Annotated in this window: 20 protein-coding genes and 5 tRNA genes; 12 read left to right on the plus strand and 13 right to left on the minus strand. The window is 73.0% G+C overall.

The window, feature by feature from the left end:
* A complete protein-coding gene (locus tag ACWGKI_RS13570) occupies window positions 1–432 on the minus strand; it encodes a group I intron-associated PD-(D/E)XK endonuclease (protein ID WP_452187658.1) in 432 nt (143 codons plus the stop codon).
* Between the two features lie 99 nt (window positions 433–531).
* On the opposite strand from ACWGKI_RS13570, the gene ACWGKI_RS13575 reads away from it, so the two are divergent.
* From ACWGKI_RS13575 to ACWGKI_RS13590, 4 genes are all read left to right on the plus strand, one after another.
* Window positions 532–605, plus strand: a tRNA-Arg gene (locus tag ACWGKI_RS13575).
* 281 nt (window positions 606–886) lie between these two features.
* Entirely contained in the window at window positions 887–1066 is a 180-nt protein-coding gene (locus tag ACWGKI_RS13580; RefSeq protein ID WP_452187660.1) for a hypothetical protein, read from the plus strand.
* Between the two features lie 167 nt (window positions 1067–1233).
* Window positions 1234–1872 carry an oligoribonuclease gene (orn, locus tag ACWGKI_RS13585; RefSeq protein ID WP_380244511.1) on the plus strand — a complete coding sequence of 213 codons (639 nt, stop codon included), beginning with the start codon at window positions 1234–1236 and terminating at the stop codon, window positions 1870–1872.
* Window positions 1873–1929: 57 nt separating this feature from the next.
* Window positions 1930–2005 (plus strand) — tRNA-His (locus ACWGKI_RS13590).
* A gap of 67 nt (window positions 2006–2072) precedes the next feature.
* Here the strand turns inward: ACWGKI_RS13590 and ACWGKI_RS13595 are convergent.
* Entirely contained in the window at window positions 2073–2978 is a 906-nt protein-coding gene (locus ACWGKI_RS13595) for an ATP-grasp domain-containing protein (protein ID WP_380244512.1), read from the minus strand.
* A 9-nt stretch (window positions 2979–2987) separates the two neighbouring features.
* The gene (locus tag ACWGKI_RS13600; RefSeq protein WP_380244513.1) at window positions 2988–4043 is read right to left on the minus strand and encodes an ABC transporter ATP-binding protein; all 1056 of its coding nucleotides are present in this window, start codon (window positions 4041–4043) and stop codon (window positions 2988–2990) included.
* Between the two features lie 96 nt (window positions 4044–4139).
* On the opposite strand from ACWGKI_RS13600, the gene ACWGKI_RS13605 reads away from it, so the two are divergent.
* The 3 genes from ACWGKI_RS13605 to ACWGKI_RS13615 all read left to right on the plus strand — a co-directional run bounded on the left by ACWGKI_RS13605 (window position 4140) and on the right by ACWGKI_RS13615 (window position 6704).
* The gene (locus ACWGKI_RS13605) at window positions 4140–4823 is read left to right on the plus strand and encodes an ABC transporter permease (protein WP_452187663.1); all 684 of its coding nucleotides are present in this window, start codon (window positions 4140–4142) and stop codon (window positions 4821–4823) included.
* Window positions 4820–5533, plus strand: a complete 714-nt coding sequence (locus ACWGKI_RS13610; protein ID WP_380244515.1) for an ABC transporter permease — start codon at window positions 4820–4822, stop codon at window positions 5531–5533. The genes ACWGKI_RS13605 and ACWGKI_RS13610 overlap by 4 nt, the downstream gene beginning before the upstream one ends.
* A gap of 133 nt (window positions 5534–5666) precedes the next feature.
* Window positions 5667–6704: a glycine betaine ABC transporter substrate-binding protein gene (locus ACWGKI_RS13615; RefSeq protein WP_452187665.1), complete on the plus strand. Its 1038-nt coding sequence runs from the start codon at window positions 5667–5669 to the stop codon at window positions 6702–6704.
* A 77-nt stretch (window positions 6705–6781) separates the two neighbouring features.
* On the opposite strand, the gene ACWGKI_RS13620 is transcribed toward ACWGKI_RS13615, so the two are convergent.
* From ACWGKI_RS13620 to ACWGKI_RS13655, 8 genes are all read right to left on the minus strand, one after another.
* Window positions 6782–8419, minus strand: a complete 1638-nt coding sequence (locus tag ACWGKI_RS13620) for a solute symporter family protein (RefSeq protein WP_452187682.1) — start codon at window positions 8417–8419, stop codon at window positions 6782–6784.
* Between the two features lie 20 nt (window positions 8420–8439).
* On the minus strand, window positions 8440–8787 hold the full coding sequence (locus ACWGKI_RS13625; RefSeq protein WP_380244762.1) for a DUF485 domain-containing protein: 348 nt from the start codon (window positions 8785–8787) through the stop codon (window positions 8440–8442).
* Window positions 8788–8932: 145 nt separating this feature from the next.
* Window positions 8933–9745: a tRNA (guanosine(46)-N7)-methyltransferase TrmB gene (gene trmB / locus ACWGKI_RS13630; protein WP_452187667.1), complete on the minus strand. Its 813-nt coding sequence runs from the start codon at window positions 9743–9745 to the stop codon at window positions 8933–8935.
* A 72-nt stretch (window positions 9746–9817) separates the two neighbouring features.
* Window positions 9818–10222, minus strand: coding sequence for a pilus assembly protein CpaE (locus tag ACWGKI_RS13635; RefSeq protein WP_452187669.1), 405 nt, complete (start codon window positions 10220–10222; stop codon window positions 9818–9820).
* 135 nt (window positions 10223–10357) lie between these two features.
* Window positions 10358–10430 (minus strand) — tRNA-Lys (locus ACWGKI_RS13640).
* 78 nt (window positions 10431–10508) lie between these two features.
* A tRNA-Lys gene (locus tag ACWGKI_RS13645) sits at window positions 10509–10584 on the minus strand.
* A gap of 103 nt (window positions 10585–10687) precedes the next feature.
* Window positions 10688–11896, minus strand: coding sequence for an acyl-CoA dehydrogenase family protein (locus ACWGKI_RS13650; protein WP_452187671.1), 1209 nt, complete (start codon window positions 11894–11896; stop codon window positions 10688–10690).
* Between the two features lie 12 nt (window positions 11897–11908).
* Window positions 11909–12205: a GroES family chaperonin gene (locus ACWGKI_RS13655; protein ID WP_380244773.1), complete on the minus strand. Its 297-nt coding sequence runs from the start codon at window positions 12203–12205 to the stop codon at window positions 11909–11911.
* A gap of 114 nt (window positions 12206–12319) precedes the next feature.
* On the opposite strand from ACWGKI_RS13655, the gene ACWGKI_RS13660 reads away from it, so the two are divergent.
* Together ACWGKI_RS13660 and ACWGKI_RS13665 are read left to right on the plus strand one after the other, a co-directional pair.
* A complete protein-coding gene (locus ACWGKI_RS13660) occupies window positions 12320–12826 on the plus strand; it encodes a peroxiredoxin (RefSeq protein WP_452187673.1) in 507 nt (168 codons plus the stop codon).
* A 22-nt stretch (window positions 12827–12848) separates the two neighbouring features.
* Window positions 12849–12930, plus strand: a tRNA-Leu gene (locus ACWGKI_RS13665).
* A gap of 72 nt (window positions 12931–13002) precedes the next feature.
* Here the strand turns inward: ACWGKI_RS13665 and trxA are convergent.
* On the minus strand, window positions 13003–13380 hold the full coding sequence (trxA, locus tag ACWGKI_RS13670) for a thioredoxin (RefSeq protein WP_380244767.1): 378 nt from the start codon (window positions 13378–13380) through the stop codon (window positions 13003–13005).
* 142 nt (window positions 13381–13522) lie between these two features.
* Between trxA and ACWGKI_RS13675 the strand changes: the two genes are divergently transcribed.
* The gene (locus tag ACWGKI_RS13675) at window positions 13523–14095 is read left to right on the plus strand and encodes an NUDIX hydrolase family protein (RefSeq protein ID WP_380244768.1); all 573 of its coding nucleotides are present in this window, start codon (window positions 13523–13525) and stop codon (window positions 14093–14095) included.
* Here the strand turns inward: ACWGKI_RS13675 and ACWGKI_RS13680 are convergent.
* Window positions 14088–15746 (minus strand): ATP-binding cassette domain-containing protein, encoded by a 1659-nt coding sequence (locus tag ACWGKI_RS13680; RefSeq protein WP_452187676.1) that lies wholly within the window; start codon window positions 15744–15746, stop codon window positions 14088–14090. The genes ACWGKI_RS13675 and ACWGKI_RS13680 overlap by 8 nt on opposite strands.
* A gap of 75 nt (window positions 15747–15821) precedes the next feature.
* Here ACWGKI_RS13680 and rph point away from each other — a divergent pair, with 75 nt between their 5' ends.
* Entirely contained in the window at window positions 15822–16577 is a 756-nt protein-coding gene (rph, locus tag ACWGKI_RS13685) for a ribonuclease PH (RefSeq protein WP_452187678.1), read from the plus strand.
* Between the two features lie 2 nt (window positions 16578–16579).
* A complete protein-coding gene (gene rdgB / locus ACWGKI_RS13690) occupies window positions 16580–17263 on the plus strand; it encodes an RdgB/HAM1 family non-canonical purine NTP pyrophosphatase (protein WP_452187680.1) in 684 nt (227 codons plus the stop codon).
* The last annotated feature ends 49 nt before the right edge of the window (window positions 17264–17312 follow it).

The raw sequence follows: 17312 nt of genomic DNA on the forward strand, positions 1-17312 counted from the left end.
TCAGGCAGGAGGAACAGGAACGGGCAGCCCACGGAACGTGGCGGCGTCGAGCACGCCCCTGCGTTGGCCGTTCCTGGTCGGTGCGACCCTGAGCGTGACCGACGCTCCGTAGTCACCTGGCTTGATGTAGTAGCACTCGTCCGTCTCGGGACAGTAGACGCAGACGACGTCGATGGTGTCCTTGTCCGTAGGCTTGACGTGAGTGCCCTGACGATCGTTCCACACGGACCGGAAATGGACCGTGATGGCGCCGGCACGCGCCGCGCGATACTTCACCTGGAGCCTGCAGAAAGCACCGTCCGTGTACGCGACCAGATCGAACGGTGCGTGTTCGGTCGCCGGGAAGAGCACGACTGCGCCTTGGCTCACGAGATCGGCATGGGCCTTTGCCACGCCGAGGTCGCCCTTGTCCTTGGTGTGGTGCTGCGCCATCGTCCGACACTAGTAGATGGGTGCTCCGCCACACGCGTCGGGGTGCCTCCCCGTGGCGCCCTCAGACCCAGCGTGTGCTGGGCTAAACTCTGCTCGCTTGCCTCCGTAGCTCAGTTGGATAGAGCGGGTCACTTCTAATGACCGGGTCGCGGGTTCGAATCCTGCCGGGGGCACCGATCTGGACCCGCGAGCGAGCGTGGTCGATGTCACCTGGGAGCGCCGCGACGACGTCGGGCGGGCCGGCCCTTCGCCATGGCACGCATCCCTGATCACCGACCTGTTGATGCGACCGGGCGCATCCCTGCCCGTGACCTGGGAAAAAAGCGTGCGGCGGCCGAGTGCGGCCCGGCAGACTCTCTCGTGCACCGCGGTGACGAGCGGCCGGTCAGACACCGGTCGCAGGGTGGTCCCTGGCCCGGACCGACGACCCACGTCACGAAGGACAACCATCACCATGTACTCCACGGACAACCTGCTTCTCGTGCAGGCCATCCAGCGCGAGCGTCTCGACGACGCCGAGCGACGACGCACCATCCACCGACTGCAGCAGCAGCACAAGCTGCGCTCGCAGCCGCACGCCCGCCGCCAGCACACCAGCATCGCCCGGTGGCTGTTCGACTGGCTGACCGCATGACACCCGACGCGCGACCGTCGACCGGCGCCAGACCGGCAGACGACGCCACCACGAGGGCCCCGGGGCCCGGACCGTTCCCCAGCGAACCGTCCGGAGCACCGGGGCCCTCGCCGCGTTCCGGGCCCCGCGCAGCCTTCTCGCTGCCGGGCGGACCGTAGGCTGACCTCGTGAGCCCCGCTAACCCGAACGAACGCATCGTGTGGATCGACTGCGAGATGACCGGCCTGGACCTGCGCGCCGACGCGCTCGTCGAGGTCGCCGCCGTGGTCACCGACTCCGAGCTGAACGTGCTCGGCGAGGGGGTGGACGTCGTCATCGCGCCGCCGGCCGCCGCACTCGAGCAGATGAACGACTTCGTGCGCGAGATGCACACGACGTCCGGCCTCCTCGAGGAGCTGCCGGCCGGCATGACGCTCGCCGAGGCCGAGCGGGCCGTGCTCGACTACGTCCGCGAGTGGGTGCCCGACCCGGGCAAGGCGCCGCTCGCCGGCAACTCGGTGGGCACGGACAAGATGTTCCTCGACCGGGACATGGCCGAGCTCGTGGGCCACCTGCACTACCGGATCGTCGACGTGTCCTCGATCAAGGAGCTCGCGCGCCGCTGGTACCCGCGCGTGTACTTCGCCGCCCCCAAGAAGGAGGGTGGCCACCGGGCGCTCGCGGACATCCTCGAGAGCATCGACGAGCTGCGGTACTACCGCGAGGCCCTGTTCGTGCCGCAGCCCGGCCCGGACACGAGGACCGCGCGCGGCGTCGCGGAGCGGATCCGCGAGACGTCCGTCACCCGCCGGCCCGCGAGGTCCTGACCTGCCCCCCGGACCAGGTATAGTTCTGGTCGGCCGGTGCGCACGCGTCCGGTCATGGTGGCTATAGCTCAGTCGGTAGAGCGCCTGGTTGTGGTCCAGGAGGTCGCCGGTTCAAGCCCGGTTAGCCACCCCACCCGCGAGGCCCCCGCCGCGTCCCTGGACGTGACGGGGGCCTCGTGCTGTGTCGAGCCCCTGCCGGCTCAGGCGCGCGCGAGGATCGCGTCGGCGAACGCGTCCAGCGTCGCTGCCGCCCCCGAGTGCTGCATCCACAGCGACGGCTCCGCGAGCTCGAGCTCGATGACCATCGGGCCGCCGTCGTCGCCCGTCACCAGGTCGACGCGGGCGTAGAGGAACGGCCGTTCGCCGCCGACGTGCTCGCGCGCCACGGCCAGCGCCTTCTCCGCCGCGTCGACCTGGTCGGGCGTCGCCGTCGCGGGCGCCATCTGCTCCGCCGCGTACAGCGCGTCGGAGGTCTGCGCCGGCCCGGTGAGCAGCGCGTGCTTGCGCACCGCGTGGCGCAGCTCGCCGTCCACGAACACGAGACCGGTCTCGCCCGCGGTGTCCACCGACGTGACGTAGGGCTGGATCATCACCGCTCGGCCACCGTCGAGCAGGTCCACGGCGTGCTTGATCGCCAGCGCCCGGGACTGCGCGGAGACGGGCTGGTAGCGCCCCGTGTCCTGCGCGCCCGCGCTGACCACCGGCTTGACCACGAAGTCGCCGAAGGCCGGCATGCGCGTGTGGACCGCGCGCTTGGACAGGTGCCGTGCGGGGTCGAGCCAGATCGTCGGGATGACGGGCACGCCCGCCTCCTCGAGGATGCGCAGGTAGCCCTTGTCGGTGTTCCAGCGCAGGACGTCGACCGGGTTCTCGAGGCGCGGCACGCCCGCGGCCCAGGCGAGGAACTCGTCGCGGCGGGGCGAGTAGTCCCAGGTCGAGCGCACGACGACGAGGTCGTACACCGACCAGTCCACGTCCGGGTCGTCCCAGACGACGGCCTCGGCCACGACGCCGCGCTCCGTGAGCGCGGCGAGGAGCGGCCGGTCGTCGCTGTCGAGCCGGGGCAGGGCGGAGCAGGTGGCGAGGCCGATGCGCGTCGAGGTCACGCGGCGAGCCTAGTGCGCCGGGTCCGTCCGGTCTGCCGGGGACGCCGCGGGCGCCGCGGCGTCGGCCGCGCGGCGCAGCCCGCCGAGGATGCCTGCCGCGGTGAGCGACCCGACGACGACGTCCTGGTCGTCCACGACCGGGACCCTCCCCTGGGACGACGTCGGCAGGGCGGCGACCGCCTCGAACGCCTCCGCGAGGCTCGCGCCCAGGGGCACGGCGCGCGGTGCGGGCTGCACGACGAGGGACGCGTCCTCCAGGTCGGCCCGCCGCACCTGGGCGAGCGCCAGCATCCGCTGGTGGGCACCGGCGCCGACGAAGTCGCGCACGCGGTCCGAGGCAGGGTGCGCGAGCACGGTCAGCGGCGACGCGACCTGCTCCAGGTGGCCACCGCGCGAGAGCACCGCCACCCGGTCGCCGAGCCGGACCGCCTCGTCGACGTCGTGCGTGACCAGCACGACGGTGGACCCGACCTCGGCCAGGATGCGCGAGACCTGGTTCTGCAGGTCCCGGCGGCGCTCGGGGTCGACGGCACCGAAGGGTTCGTCCATGAGCAGCACCGGGGGGTCGGTGGCGAGCGCCCGCGCCACCCCGACGCGCTGCCGCTCGCCGCCGGAGAGCTGGTGGGGGTAGCGGCGCCCGTACTCCCGCGCCGGGAGGCCCACGAGGTCGAGCACCTCGGCGACCCGGTCGCGCACCCGCTGCCGGTCCCAGCCGAGCAGGCGCGGCACGGTCGCCACGTTCGCCTCGACGGTGCGGTGCGGCAGCAGGCCCACGTCCTGGATGACGTACCCGGTACGGCGGCGCAGGGCCACCGGGTCCACCTTCATGACGTCCTCGCCGTCGACCAGCACGCGGCCGGAGGTGATCTCGACGAGGCGGTTGATCATGCGCAGGGTGGTCGACTTGCCGCAGCCGGACGGCCCGACGAGCGCGAGCACCTCCCCTGGCTCGACCGTGAGGCTCAGCCCGTCCACCGCGACGGTGCCGTCCGGGTAGGCCTTGCGGACGGCGTCGAGCTCGATGCCGGCGGACAGCCGGGCGGGCGCGGTGGCGAGGGCGGGCATGGCTGCGAGGCTATCGAGCGCATCCCCCACCCCGGCCCGCGGCGCGCCGGGGCGACCGCCCGCCGGGTGTCCCCGGTGCCCGCTACGGTCTTTCCCATGGTCATCAGCGCTGCCGGGACGGCTGCGGACAACCCGTGGTTCTCCTGGTCGTACGTGACCGCGAACGCCGACGTCCTGTGGGCGCGCACGACGGAGCACGCCCTGCTCACCGTCGAGGCGGTCGCGATCGCCGCGGTGATCGCGGTGCCGCTGGGGCTGCTCGCCTCGCGGGTCCGCTGGCTGGCCGGCCCCCTGCTCGGCACCGCGGCGATCCTCTACACGGTCCCGTCGCTGGCGCTGTTTGCGATCCTCGCGCCGATCATGGGGATCGGCCGCCAGCCCGTGCTCCTCGGCCTGGTGCTGTACGCGCTGCTGGTCATCCTGCGCAACACGGTGACCGGCCTCGAGGGCGTGGACCCGGCGGCGGTCGACGCGGCGCGCGGCGTCGGGCACGGGCCGTTCCAGGTCCTGGCGCGGGTGCGGCTGCCGAACGCGCTGCCCAGCATCGTCGCCGGCCTGCGCCTGGCCACCGTCACGACGGTCGCGCTCGTCACCGTGGGGGTCGTGGTCGGTTACGGCGGGCTCGGGCAGCTGATGTTCCAGGGCTTCCGCAACAACTTCTACCGTGCGGAGATCATGACGGCGACCCTCGCCTGCGTCCTGCTCGCCCTCGTGCTCGACCTCGTGCTGTGGGCCGCCGGCCGCGCCCTCACACCGTGGCTGCGCGGGAGGGCCGCATGAGCGCCGCGGCCGTCCCCACGGTCACGGCCGAGGGCACCGGCGTCGTCGGCGAGGCGATCGCCTACCTCAACGACCCCCTGAGCTGGACGGGGCCCGGCGGCATCCTCGAGCTCGGCCGCGAGCACCTGGCGCTCACCGCCGCGGCGGTGCTGGTCGCCGCCGTGGTCGCGCTGCCGGTCGGCGCGGCCCTGGGCCACGGCCGACGCGGCGGCGGCGTGACCGTCTGGCTGACCAACGCCAGCCGAGCCGTCCCGACCCTCGGCATCATCCTGCTCCTCGCCACCGCGGGCCTCTTCGGCGACGGCGCCACGATCGTGGCCGCCGCGCTCTTCGCCGTGCCGGTGCTCCTGGTCAACACGTACGAGGGCGTGCGTGGCGCGGACCCCTCCGCACGCGACGCCGCGATCGGCCTCGGCATGCCGGGCCGGCAGGTGCTCACGCGCGTCGAGCTCCCGCTGGCCACGGCCCTCGTCGCAGCGGGCGTGCGCACCGCCGTCGTGCAGGTCAGCGCCACGGTGCCGCTGGCGGCGCTCGCCGGCGGCGGCGGTCTCGGGCAGATCATCGCGCTCGGGATGGGGACGCAGCGGTACGGGCAGGTGCTCGCCGGCGGCGTCCTGGTCGCGCTGCTCGCCCTGGTCCTGGACGGCGTGTTCGCCGTCGTGCAACGACTCGTCACGCCCAAACCCCTCCGCGCCGCAGCACGGCGCTGACGGCTCCCGCGAGCCAAACCGGTTGCCTGCCGCCGACCCTCGCGGTCGAATAGGCCGGTTCACCCCTTCCACCCGCCTCATCTCCTCTCATCCACTCTCATCCACCTGGTACTTCCCACGGACGGAGCGCACGATGACCTCCCACCGCACGATCACCCTGCGACGCACGACGGCCGCGCTGGCCGCCGTCGTCGGCGCGACGGGGCTGCTCGCCGCCTGCGGCGACCCTGGCTCGGCGGGGGGCGGCGGATCGACGTCCACCGCGTCGGGCGCCGCCGCGACCTGCGAGGCCGTCCCGGGCGACGCGCTCGTGGTGCTCGAGGACGACAAGAAGCTGCAGACGGTCGACAACATCGTCCCCGCGGTGAACGCCGACCTCGCCGCGCAGGACCCGGACCTGATCCCGCTGCTCGACACCGTGTCCGCGGCGCTCGACACGGACACCCTGATCGGGCTGAACAAGTCGGTCGACATCGACCGCCAGACGTCGGAGGACGTCGCCGCCAAGTTCGTCCAGGACGCCGGCCTGGCGGCAGACGACGACTCGGCCGGCAAGGGCACGACCGTCGCGATCGGCGCGGCCGACTTCGCCGAGAGCGCCACGCTCGGGAACATCTACGCCGACGTGCTGAAGAGCGCGGGCTACGACGCGACCGTCACCACGATCGGCAACCGCGAGACGTACCTGCCGGCCCTGCTGAAGGGCAAGCAGGTGCAGATGGTGCCCGAGTACGTGGGCACGCTGACCGAGTTCCTCAACAAGGACCTCAACGGTGCGGACGCCGAGCCGCTCGCCTCCGGTGACCTGGACTCGACCGTCTCGGCGCTCACGGACCTCGGCAAGCAGGCCGGGCTCGCGTTCGGCACGCCGTCGCCCGCCCAGGACCAGAACGCGTTCGCCGTCACGCAGGCGTTCGCGCAGGAGCACGACCTGACCACGCTCAGCGACCTCTCCGAGGCCTGCGGCGGCCTGGTCCTCGGCGCGGGGCCCGAGTGCACCGAGCGCCCGTTCTGCAAGCCGGGCCTCGAGGACACGTACGGCCTGACGTTCTCCGAGTTCCGCTCGCTCGACGCCGGCGGCCCGCTGACCAAGGCGGCGCTGCAGAAGGGCGAGATCACCCTCGGCCTCGTGTTCAGCTCCGACGGCTCCCTGTCGACGTCGTCCAGCTGACCCGTTCCCGGCACGGCGAAGGGCCCCGAGATCTCTCGGGGCCCTTCGTCGTGCCGGTCGTGCCGGTCGTGCCGGGATCAGTGCTTCGCGACCGCCTTCTCGGCGCCGGCGCCCGTGAGCGAGCGGACCTCCATCTCGGCGAACTTCTCCGGGTGCGGCTTCTCCTTGGACAGGAAGGTGCCGACGATCCCGAGCAGGAAGCCCAGCGGGATCGACACCAGGCCGGGGTTCGTGAGCGGGAAGACGGCGAAGTCGGCGGACGGGAACATCGCCTTCTCGTCGCCCGACACCGTGGGCGACAGGACGATGAGCACGATGCACGAGACGAGCCCGCCGTAGATGCTCCACAGCGCGCCCGAGGTGTTGAACCGCTTCCAGAAGAGGGAGAACACGATCGTGGGCAGGTTGGCCGAGGCCGCCACCGCGAACGCGAGCGCCACGAGGAACGCGACGTTCTGGTTCTGGGCGAACACGCCGCCGACGATCGCGACGATGCCGATCACGACGACCGTCCAGCGCGCGATCCGCACCTCGGAGTCAGGCTTGACCTGCCCCTTCTTGATGACGTTGGCGTAGATGTCGTGCGAGAAGCTGGCCGCCGCCGTGATCGTCAGGCCGGCCACGACGGCGAGGATCGTGGCGAACGCGACCGCCGAGATCACGCCCAGCAGGATCTCGCCGCCGAGCGCGAACGCCAGCAGCGGCGCTGCCGAGTTCACCCCGCCGGGCGCGTTCAGGATCGCGTCGGGACCCACCAGGGCGCCTGCGCCGTACCCGAGCACCAGGGTGAACAGGTAGAAGATCCCGATCAGCCAGATCGCCCAGACCACCGAGCGGCGCGCCTCCTTGGCGGTGGGGACCGTGTAGAAGCGCATGAGCACGTGGGGCAGGCCCGCGGTGCCGAGCACCAGGGCCAGCGCCAGAGACAGGAAGCTCAGCTTGGTGGTGCCGGACAGGCCGTACTGCTTGCCGGGCTCGAGCAGCGCCTGGCCTCCTTCGCCGGCCGCGTCGACGGCGCCGCCGAGCACGTCGGAGAGGTTGAAGCCGAACTTGGCCAGCACCCAGAACGTCATCACCGCGGCGCCCACGATGAGCAGCACCGCCTTGATGATCTGCACCCAGGTGGTGCCCTTCATGCCGCCGACCAGCACGTAGAGGATCATGAGCGCGCCGACGACGGCGATGACGAGGCTCTGACCGGCGCGGCTGTCGACGCCGAGCAGCAGGGCGACGAGGCCGCCGGCGCCCGCCATCTGGGCGAGCAGGTAGAAGAAGACCACGAGCAGCGTGGCCAGCGCCGCCGCCATCCGGACCGGGCGCTGGCGCAGGCGGAAGGACAGGACGTCCGCCATCGTGAACTTGCCGGTGTTGCGCAACAGCTCGGCGACCAGCAGCAGGGCCACGAGCCAGGCGACGAGGAAGCCGATCGAGTAGAGGAAGCCGTCGTAGCCGTTGATCGCGATGGCGCCGCAGATGCCGAGGAACGACGCCGCGGAGAGGTAGTCGCCCGCGATCGCGGTGCCGTTCTGCGGGCCGGTGAAGTTGCGCCCGCCGGCGTAGAAGTCCGCCGCGGACTTGTTCTGCCGGGACGCCCGGAACACGATGACCAGCGTCACCACCACGAAGGCGGCGAAGATGCCGATGTTCACCCAGGGGTTGCCGACGTCGGTGGCCTCCGCCGCGGAGACGACGGGGGTCCCGGACGCTCCCGCGATCGTCGATGCCAGGATGCCGCTCACAGCTCGCCCTCCTCGATCTCACGGCGCAGCGCGTCGGCCCGCGCGTCGAACTTCCGGTTCGCCCAGCGGGCGTAGAGCATCGTGATGACGAAGGTGGAGACGAACTGGCCGAGCCCGAAGAGCAGGCCGACCGTGATGTTGCTGCCGCCCAGGCGGATGCTCATGAAGTCGTGGGCGTAGTTCGCGAGCAGGACGTAGACGAAGTACCAGACGAGGAACAGGGCCGTCATCGGGAACACGAAGTTCCGGAACGCGCGTCGCAGCCCCTGGAACTCCTGGGACCGCTGCACCCGTTGGTACTCGGTCTCCCCCGGTGGCGGCCCCGCCGTGGACAGGTCGCTCATGATGCCTCCGTTGGCTCATGCGATCGGCCCGGGGCCACGCTGCCCCGGTCGAGAACGTTTCGCGAGGCACACCCTGCTAGAGGCGGCGCATGTGGCGCAAGCCACAAAACGGCGCGTCGGGAAGTCGGCAGCCGCCGCATCGCGGTCAGCGGCGCACGTACTCCAGGTCTGTGACGACGCGGCCGGCCGCCGTGCCCTTCTTCTCGAAGCTGGTCAGCACCCGGCCGTCGAACCGCGGCGCCCGCACGCCCGCGCCGTGCGCGTTGCGGAAGTCCTCGCTCGCCTCGAGCACCTGGACCATCTGGTCCGCGTACTCGACCCAGTCGGTGGCGAGGCGGAGCACCCCGCCGGGGCGCAGCACCCGGGCGGCGAGCGCGGCGAACTCCGGGGTGACCAGGCGCCGCTTCTGGTGGCGCGACTTGTGCCACGGGTCGGGGAAGAACACCCACAGCTCGTCGACGGCGCCGGCGGGCAGCGCCGTGGCGAGCAGCTCCGCGGCGTTCGCCTGCACGAGGCGCAGGTTGCCGAGCTCGTTCCCCGGGGCGCCGCCGTCACGGCCCGGGTCGGCCCCGGCGTGCCCGGCGCGCACGATGGCCTGGGCCAGTCCGGGGGTGTAGACCTCGACGGCCAGGTGGTCGCGCTCGGGGTGCGCCGCCGCGGCCGCCACGATCGCCTCGCCCTGGCCGGAGCCGACCTCGACCACCAGCGGCGCCGTGCGGCCGAACACCTGCGCGGGCTCGAGGCGCCAGCCGGGGTCGACCGACGTGACCGCGAGGTCACGCGGCACGTCGACGAGGTACCGGTCACGGCGCGTGTCCCACGCCTTGCGCTGCGCGGCGGTGAGCCGTGCGCTGCGTCGGACGAAGCTGACCGGCTGGCGACGGTAGCGAGGGTCGACGGGCTCGGTCGAGGGGTCGGTCGAGGGGTCGGCCGGCTCGGAGGTCACAGGATCGGGCACGGCTCCAGGGTAGACGGGCGGCGACCGGCCAGGGCCAGGAGCTCAGGCCAGGAGGCAGGCGAGTAGTTCAGGTCAGGAGCTGAGGCCGACGAGGGCGAGCAGCGCGGTGCCGTACGCCTCGGCCGGATCGTCGTCCGCGAAGGTCCGGCGCTCGCCGAGCAGCTCGACGTCGACCTCGTACCTCTCCCCCGCCCGGCGCAGCCCGAGGAACGTCGAGCGCAGCAGGTCGCGCAGCTGGTCCTCGCGCGGCAGCCAGAGCGCGTCCTCGATCGCCACGGAATCCAGGGCCCACTCGGTGGTGCCGTTGAACCCGAGGATGGTGCCGGTCGGGAACTCGTGGGCCTGGATCGTCATCGTGCTGACGGTGAACACGTCGGCGGCCAGCTCGGGGGCGTCGATCTGGAACCGGTCGCCGTCGGCGGGATGCCAGATCAGGCCTGCGTCGCGCAGCCGGGCCGCGAGCTCGGGAGAGATCATCGACACATCGTGCGCCCGATCGCGGCTCGGCGCGCGCCGTCCGCCCGCCTCGGCCGAGCCCAGCACGACGCCGGGCTCTCCTGGGACGACGAAGGCCCCGCCTGGCGCCTCGCCAGGTCAGGGGCCTTCTTCCGGTGCGCCATCAGGGACTCGAACCCCGAACCCGCTGATTAAGAGTCAGCTGCTCTGCCAATTGAGCTAATGGCGCGCGGCCAGAGGACGCCCGCGGCTGGTGCCCCGGACGGTCCTCGCACGACGAGGCCCTCGCGCTGCGAGGACCTCGTGCTGGTGCGCCATCAGGGACTCGAACCCCGAACCCGCTGATTAAGAGTCAGCTGCTCTGCCAATTGAGCTAATGGCGCCGGCGGTGAGAAACATTACCAGCCGTCGGCACGTGCCGGGAAACCGTCCCGCCCGGTCAGGGCTGTGACCTCGGCGACAGCCGTACGCCGGGCCATCTGACCCTCAGCGGAAGGCCTGGAGCCCCGTCAGGTGCCGGCCCAGGATCAGCGTGTGCACCTCGTCGGTGCCCTCGTACGTGCGCACCGACTCGAGGTTGGCGGCGTGCCGCATCGGCGAGTGCTCCAGCGTGATCCCGTCACCGCCGAGGACGGTGCGGGCGGTCCGGGCGACCTCGATCGCGGCGCGCACGTTGGCGAGCTTGCCCGCCGAGATCATGTGCGGCTCGAGCCGGCCGGCGTCCTTGAGCCGGCCGAGCCGGAGAGCGAGGAGCTGCGCGCGCGACACCTCGAGCGCCATGTCCACGAGCTTCGCCTGGGTGAGCTGGAAGGAGGCCAGCGGCCGCCCGAACTGCTCCCGCTCCCCCGCGTGCCGCAGCGCGACCTCCAGGCAGTCGCGCGCGGCGCCCGTCGCGCCCCACGCGATGCCGTACCGCGCCTCGGCGAGGCAGGCGAACGGCCCGGCCAGGCCGGGGTGCCACGGCAGGATCGCGTCCGCCGGCAGGCGCACGTCGTCGAGCACGACGTCGCACTGCACGGACGCCCGCAGCGACAGCTTCGGCTCGATCGGCGTCGCGACGAACCCCGGTGTCGAGGTCGGGACCAGGAAGCCCCGCACGCGCGGTCCCGCTCCGCCCTCGTCGTCCGGGTCCGAGGCACGCGCCCACACCACGGCGACGTCCGCGACCGACGCCAGCCCGATCCACCGCTTGCGGCCCGAGAGCACCCAATCGTCACCCACGCGCGTCGCGGTCGTCCGCATCGCCGCCGGGTCAGACCCGGCGGTGGGCTCTGTGAGCGCGAAGCAGCCGATCAGCTCACCCGCCGCCATCCCGGGCAGCCATCGCTCCCGCTGCTCGCTCGACCCGTGCTTCGCGATCGCGGACATCGCCAGCGAACCCTGCACGGAGACCAACGTCCGGATCCCCGAGTCGCCCGCCTCGAGCTCGGCCATGGCGAGCCCGTACTCGACCGCCGACCGCCCGGCGCAGCCGTACCCGTGCAGGTGCATGCCGAGCAGGCCCGCGTCCGCGAGCCGCGGCACCAGGTCGAGCGGGAACACGCCGTCGGCGAACCAGCCCGCGACGTGCGGGCGGACATGCTCGTCGACCAGCGCCCGCACCCGCTCGCGCGTCTCACGCTCCGCCGGGCTCAGGTCGTCGTCGAGCGCGAGCAGGTCGGCAGGTTCTGCGGGTCTGGCGTCGTCGCCGGTCATGCGCCCACTGTGTCAGAGGTAGAGCCCCGTGGCGCCGCCGTCGTCGTCCGACTCGGTGACGCCGTGCACGTCACGCTCGCGCAGCAGCACGTAGTCCGTGCCCCCGAGGTCCACCTCGGCGCGGTCCTCCGGGTCGTAGAGCACCCGGTCGCCCACGGCGACCTGGCGCACGTGCTCGCCCTTCGCCACCACCAGGGCCCAGGCGAGGCGCTTGGGCCCGGACGCGGTCGCGGGGATGACCAGGCCAGCCGTCGACTGCCGCTCGGACGAGTCCACCTCCGGCTGCACCAGCAGCCGGTCGTGCAGCATGCGGATGGGCAGCGGCGTGGTGCGGGGCGCGTCGGTCACGGGCTCCACGCTAGACGACCCGGGCGTCTAGGCTCGACGCCGAGCCCGCCCCGACCCGCCCCCGAAGGAGCCCCCGTGACCCGTCTCGCCGTCGGCGACGCCGCACCCGCCCTCGAGCTGCCCGCCGTCCTGCCCGACCCGTCGGGCACCGGGCACACCACCGGCACCTTCTCGCTGGCCGCCGCGCTCGCCGAGCCCGGCCGCCAGGGCGTGGTCGTGTACTTCTATCCCGCCGCCATGACGCCCGGGTGCACCACCGAGGCGTGCGACTTCCGCGACTCGCTCGCCTCGCTGCAGGGCGCCGGGTACGGCGTCGTCGGCGTCTCGCCCGACGGCGTGGACAAGCTCGCCACGTTCGCCGAGCGGGACGCCCTGACGTTCCCCCTGCTGGCCGACACCGAGCACACCGCGCTCGAGGCGTGGGGCGCCTGGGGGGAGAAGAAGAACTACGGGAAGACGTACGTCGGCGTGATCCGCTCGACCGTCGTCGTCGCCCCCGACGGCACCGTCGCCGTCGCGCAGTACAACGTCAAGGCCACCGGGCACGTCGCCCGGGTCCGCAAGACTCTCGGCCTCGACTGACGTCGATAGACTGCCGCTGCATGCGCGGGTGGTGGAACAGGCAGACACGCTGGTTTTAGGTACCAGTGTCTTCGGACGTGCGGGTTCGAGTCCCGCTCCGCGCACCGCCGACAGCAGGACGGCCGCCCCGGGGGTCCCCGGGGCGGCCGTCGTGCGTGGTGCCGGCGTCGCGGCGGTCAGGCCTGCGGAGCGCCGTCGTTCGCGGCAGCGATCTGGGCGCGCACCTCGTCCATGTCGAGCCCCTTGACGGCGTCGACGACCTGCTTGAGCGCGGGCGCGGGCAGCGCACCGGCCTGGTTGAAGACGAGGACGCCCTCGCGGAACGCCATCAGCGTCGGGATGGCGCTCACGCCCGCCGCGGCGGCGATGCGCTGGTTCGCCTCGGTGTCGAGCTTGGCGTGCACGACGTCCGCGTTCTCCTCGGACGACGCCTCGAAGACGGGCCCGAACTGCTTGCACGGGCCGCACCACTCGGCCCAGAAGTCGACCAGCACGATGTCGTTCTCCGTGACGGTCTTCTCGAAAGTGTCGTCGGTCAGCTCGACGGTAGCCATGGGTGTCCTTCCTCAGGGGTCTCCTGCGCACAGCGCCAGGACCCTCCCCAGTATTCCCGGGGCACCCGTCCCGGCGCACGGCGACGGGGTGGCGACGGCACGCGACGAGGTACAGCCGGGTGCGGGCTGGTAGAAACGACCTGTGACGGACACGGCCGAGTTCCCTGGTGACGACGAGTTCTACCGCGACGAGCCGCAGCCCGCAGGCTGGCTCACCCCGGAGGACCTCGCGGCCGTGCGCGCGCAGCTGCCCCTCGTCTACGTCGACGCGGTGCCGGTGCGCGTGGACGACTCGGGCGACGTCGTCGCCGTCGGGCTCCTGCTGCGCGTGACGCCGCTGGGCACGATGACCCGCGCGCTCGTCTCGGGACGCGTGCTCTACCACGAGCGGGTGCGCGACGCGCTGCTGCGCCACATCGAGAAGGACCTCGGACCGGTCGCGCTGCCGCAGGTCCCGGCGTCGCCGCAGCCCTTCACGGTGGCCGAGTACTTCCCCACACCGGGCATCACGCCCTACCACGACCCGCGCCAGCACGCGGTCTCCCTGGCGTACGTCGTGCCCGTGACGGGCGACTGCCGCCCGCAGCAGGACGCGCTGGACCTCGCGTGGCTCACGCCCGAGGAGGCGTGCAGCGACACCGTCCAGGCGGAGATGATCCACGGCCAGGGCACGATCGTGAAGCAGGCGATGGCCTGGGCGGGTCGCCTCAGCTGAGGTCGAGCACCGGCCAGTCGGCGAGGTCGGCCCGCATGCGACGGTCGTGGGTCGCGACGACCACCGCCGCGGGGGTGGCGACCAGCGCCCGTGTGAGCTCGTCCACGAGGTCCACCGACAGGTGGTTGGTGGGCTCGTCGAGCAGCAGCAGGTGCGGCGCGTGCAGCAGCGCCCGCGCGAGCTCGAACCGGCGCCGCTGCCCGGCGGACAGCTCGGCGAGCGGACGGTCGAGGTCCTCGTCGCTGAGCAGCCCGAGCGCCGCCACGGGCACGACGTGCTCGGGGTCCAGCTCGCCGCGTCCCAGCAGCTCCAGCGCCTCGGCCGCGTACGCGTCGAAGCCTGAGCGCCCGACATCGTCCGGGCCTCCCGCCGGGGCGGCACGGTCGGGCGCGAGCGCCGTCTCCTGCGTCACGACGCCGAGGCGCGCGCCGGCGGTCACGGACCGTGTCCCCCGCCCGAGCGCGACGCGGCCCGCGAGCGCCGCGAGCAGCGTCGACTTGCCCGCCCCGTTCGGGCCGACGACGAGCAGCCGTCCGGAGGGCGGCACGGCGACGCGCGTGCCGGGCAGGTCGAGCCGGACACCGCCGTCGTCCGCGACCACCCTGGGCGAGCGGACCTCGACGATCGGGTCGGCAGGGTCCCAGCCGGGCGACATGGCGGGCAGGTCCGGGAACGCGAGCCGCGCGGGCGGGACGGGTACCTCGACGGCCTCCGCCTCGAGCTTCTGCACCAGACGGTCCGCGGCCTTGACGTGGATGCGCGCCCGGGTGGCACGCCGGTGCTTCTGCGACCCCTTCTCGGGGCGCCACTCGTCGGACAGCCCCTCGTAGGAGGTGTCCAGCCGCTCGGCGAGCACGCGGGCGCGCTCCTGCTCGGCCCGGTAGCGCTGCCGCCACCGGTGCAGCGCCTGGTTCTTCGCGAACCGGTACGCGAGGTAGCCCGGCTGGCCGTACAGCACGGGTCGGCCGTCCATGGACGGGTCGAGGTCGAGGATGGCGGTGGCGACGTCGTCGAGGAGCTCGCGGTCGTGCGTCACGACGACGACGCCGCCACGCCAGGCGACCAGCTCGCCCGTGAGGAACTCGATCGCCGAGTCGTCGAGGTGGTTGGTCGGCTCGTCGAGCAGCAGCAGGTCGGCGCGCTCGGCGAGCCGGCAGGCGAGGCGCACCCGGTAGCGCTGCCCGACCGAGAGCGTGTCCAGGCGGCGGTCCGGGTCGCGCACGGCGTCCAGCCGGGTGAGCGCGACGTCGACGCGGCGGTCGGCGTCCCAGGCGGCCAGGTGCTCGGCGCGGGCGAGCAGGCCCGACAGCCGCCGCAGGTCGCCGGTCTCGTGGTCGAAGCCCGCGGCTTCCTTCTCGATCTCGGCGGCGAGGGCGCGCAGCCCGGCGAGCGTGCCCTGCACCAGGTCGCCGACCGTCTGGCCGTCCGCCGCGGCCAGCTCCTGCTCCACGAGCGCGACGCTCCCCCTGCGGCGCACCTCGCCGCGCCCGGGGCGCAGGTCGCCGGCCAGCAGGTGCAGCAGCGTGGACTTGCCGGAGCCGTTCTCCCCCACGACGCCCAGCCGGGTGCCGTCCGAGACGCGCAGGCTCACTCCGTCGAGCACCGGACGGCCGGGGTAGGCGAACGCGAGGTCCGTGGCGGTGAGGTGCACCTGCCAACCCTACGTGCGCGTCCTGGACGCTCCGGCCGCTGCGGGGCGCGGGTGGGGCTCGTCTAGGGTGGCGGCATGACTTCCCCCGCTTCCGAGGCCGTCCTGCGCGCCGACGGCCGCACGCCCGACCAGCTCCGTCCCGTCACGATCACGCGCGGGTGGACCGAGAACGCCGAGGGCTCCGTGCTGGTGGAGTTCGGCCGCACGCGCGTCCTGTGCACGGCGTCGTTCACCGAGGGCGTGCCGCGCTGGAAGAAGGGGTCGGGCGAGGGCTGGGTCACCGCCGAGTACGCCATGCTCCCCCGCGCGACGAACGACCGCAGCCAGCGCGAGTCCGTCAAGGGCAAGATCGGCGGCCGCACCCACGAGATCTCCCGCCTCATCGGCCGCGCGCTGCGCGCCGTCGTGGACGTCTCCTCCCTCGGCGAGAACACGATCGTGCTCGACTGCGACGTGCTCCAGGCCGACGGCGGCACCCGGACGGCGGCGATCACGGGCGCGTACGTCGCGCTGGCCGACGCGGTCGCGTGGGGCACCCGGCACGGGCACGTCACCGGGGGCAAGCGGGTGCTGACCGACTCGGTCGCGGCCGTGAGCGTCGGCATCATCGACGGCACCCCGATGCTGGACCTGCCCTACGTGGAGGACGTGCGGGCGCAGACCGACATGAACGTCGTGACGACGGGGTCCGGCGCGTTCGTCGAGGTCCAGGGCACCGCCGAGCACGCGCCGTTCGACCGTGCCGAGCTCGACGCCCTGCTCGACCTCGCGGTCGCCGGCACCGCGGACCTCACCGAGATCCAGCGCGCGGCGCTGGCGCAGGAGCTGTGACGATGTCCCAGGCGCCCACCGGCGTGACGGTCCCGGCCGGCGCCCGTCTCGTGCTGGCCACGCACAACCGCAAGAAGCTGGTGGAGCTGCGCGCCATCCTGCGCGCCCAGCCGGGCCTGGACGCCCTGCCCGACGACGCGGTGGTGACGGCGGGCGACCTCGGCGCCCCGGAACCCGTCGAGGACGGCGTGTCGTTCGTCGAGAACGCGCTCATCAAGGCGCGCGCGCTCGCGGCCTCCACGGGCCTGCCCGCCGTCGCGGACGACTCCGGCCTCAGCGTCGACGTCATGGGCGGCGCACCCGGCATCTTCTCCGCCCGCTGGTCGGGCAGGCACGGCGACGACGAGGCGAACCTCGACCTGCTGCTGGCGCAGCTCGCCGACGTCCGTGACGAGCACCGGGCAGCGGCGTTCGTCTGCGCCGCGGCCCTGGTCACGCCGGACGGCCGCGAGGAGGTCTGCCTCGGCGAGATGCCCGGCACGCTGGTGCGCGCCCCGCGTGGCGACAACGGCTTCGGCTACGACCCGATCCACGTGCCCGTCGAGCAGGCGCCGGCCGCCGACGGGACGCCCGGCACGCGCACGTCCTCCGAGCTGGAGCCGGCCGAGAAGAACGCGATCAGCCACCGCGGCAAGGCCTTCCGGGCCCTGGCACCGGCGGTCGCCGACGCGCTGAACCCCTCCTGAGCGTTGGGGGGTAGGGAAAGGGGGGGGATAGTGGGGGGGTTTTGACCCC

This window comes from Isoptericola sp. NPDC055881 (genome assembly GCF_053615895.1).

Excerpts from the sequence above, each read along its gene's own strand:
- ACWGKI_RS13615 (WP_452187665.1), top strand. The coding sequence starts at position 5,667 with ATGACCTCCCACCGCACGATCACCCTGCGACGCACGACGGCCGCGCTG.
- ACWGKI_RS13600 (WP_380244513.1), bottom strand. The coding sequence starts at position 4,043 with ATGCCCGCCCTCGCCACCGCGCCCGCCCGGCTGTCCGCCGGCATCGAG.
- ACWGKI_RS13610 (WP_380244515.1), top strand. The coding sequence starts at position 4,820 with ATGAGCGCCGCGGCCGTCCCCACGGTCACGGCCGAGGGCACCGGCGTC.
- ACWGKI_RS13650 (WP_452187671.1), bottom strand. The coding sequence starts at position 11,896 with ATGACCGGCGACGACGCCAGACCCGCAGAACCTGCCGACCTGCTCGCG.
- ACWGKI_RS13605 (WP_452187663.1), top strand. The coding sequence starts at position 4,140 with ATGGTCATCAGCGCTGCCGGGACGGCTGCGGACAACCCGTGGTTCTCC.
- ACWGKI_RS13570 (WP_452187658.1), bottom strand. The coding sequence starts at position 432 with ATGGCGCAGCACCACACCAAGGACAAGGGCGACCTCGGCGTGGCAAAG.
- ACWGKI_RS13655 (WP_380244773.1), bottom strand. The coding sequence starts at position 12,205 with ATGCTGCACGACCGGCTGCTGGTGCAGCCGGAGGTGGACTCGTCCGAG.
- ACWGKI_RS13635 (WP_452187669.1), bottom strand. The coding sequence starts at position 10,222 with ATGATCTCTCCCGAGCTCGCGGCCCGGCTGCGCGACGCAGGCCTGATC.
- trxA (WP_380244767.1), bottom strand. The coding sequence starts at position 13,380 with ATGGCTACCGTCGAGCTGACCGACGACACTTTCGAGAAGACCGTCACG.
- rph (WP_452187678.1), top strand. The coding sequence starts at position 15,822 with ATGACTTCCCCCGCTTCCGAGGCCGTCCTGCGCGCCGACGGCCGCACG.
- rdgB (WP_452187680.1), top strand. The coding sequence starts at position 16,580 with ATGTCCCAGGCGCCCACCGGCGTGACGGTCCCGGCCGGCGCCCGTCTC.
- ACWGKI_RS13580 (WP_452187660.1), top strand. The coding sequence starts at position 887 with ATGTACTCCACGGACAACCTGCTTCTCGTGCAGGCCATCCAGCGCGAG.
- ACWGKI_RS13625 (WP_380244762.1), bottom strand. The coding sequence starts at position 8,787 with ATGAGCGACCTGTCCACGGCGGGGCCGCCACCGGGGGAGACCGAGTAC.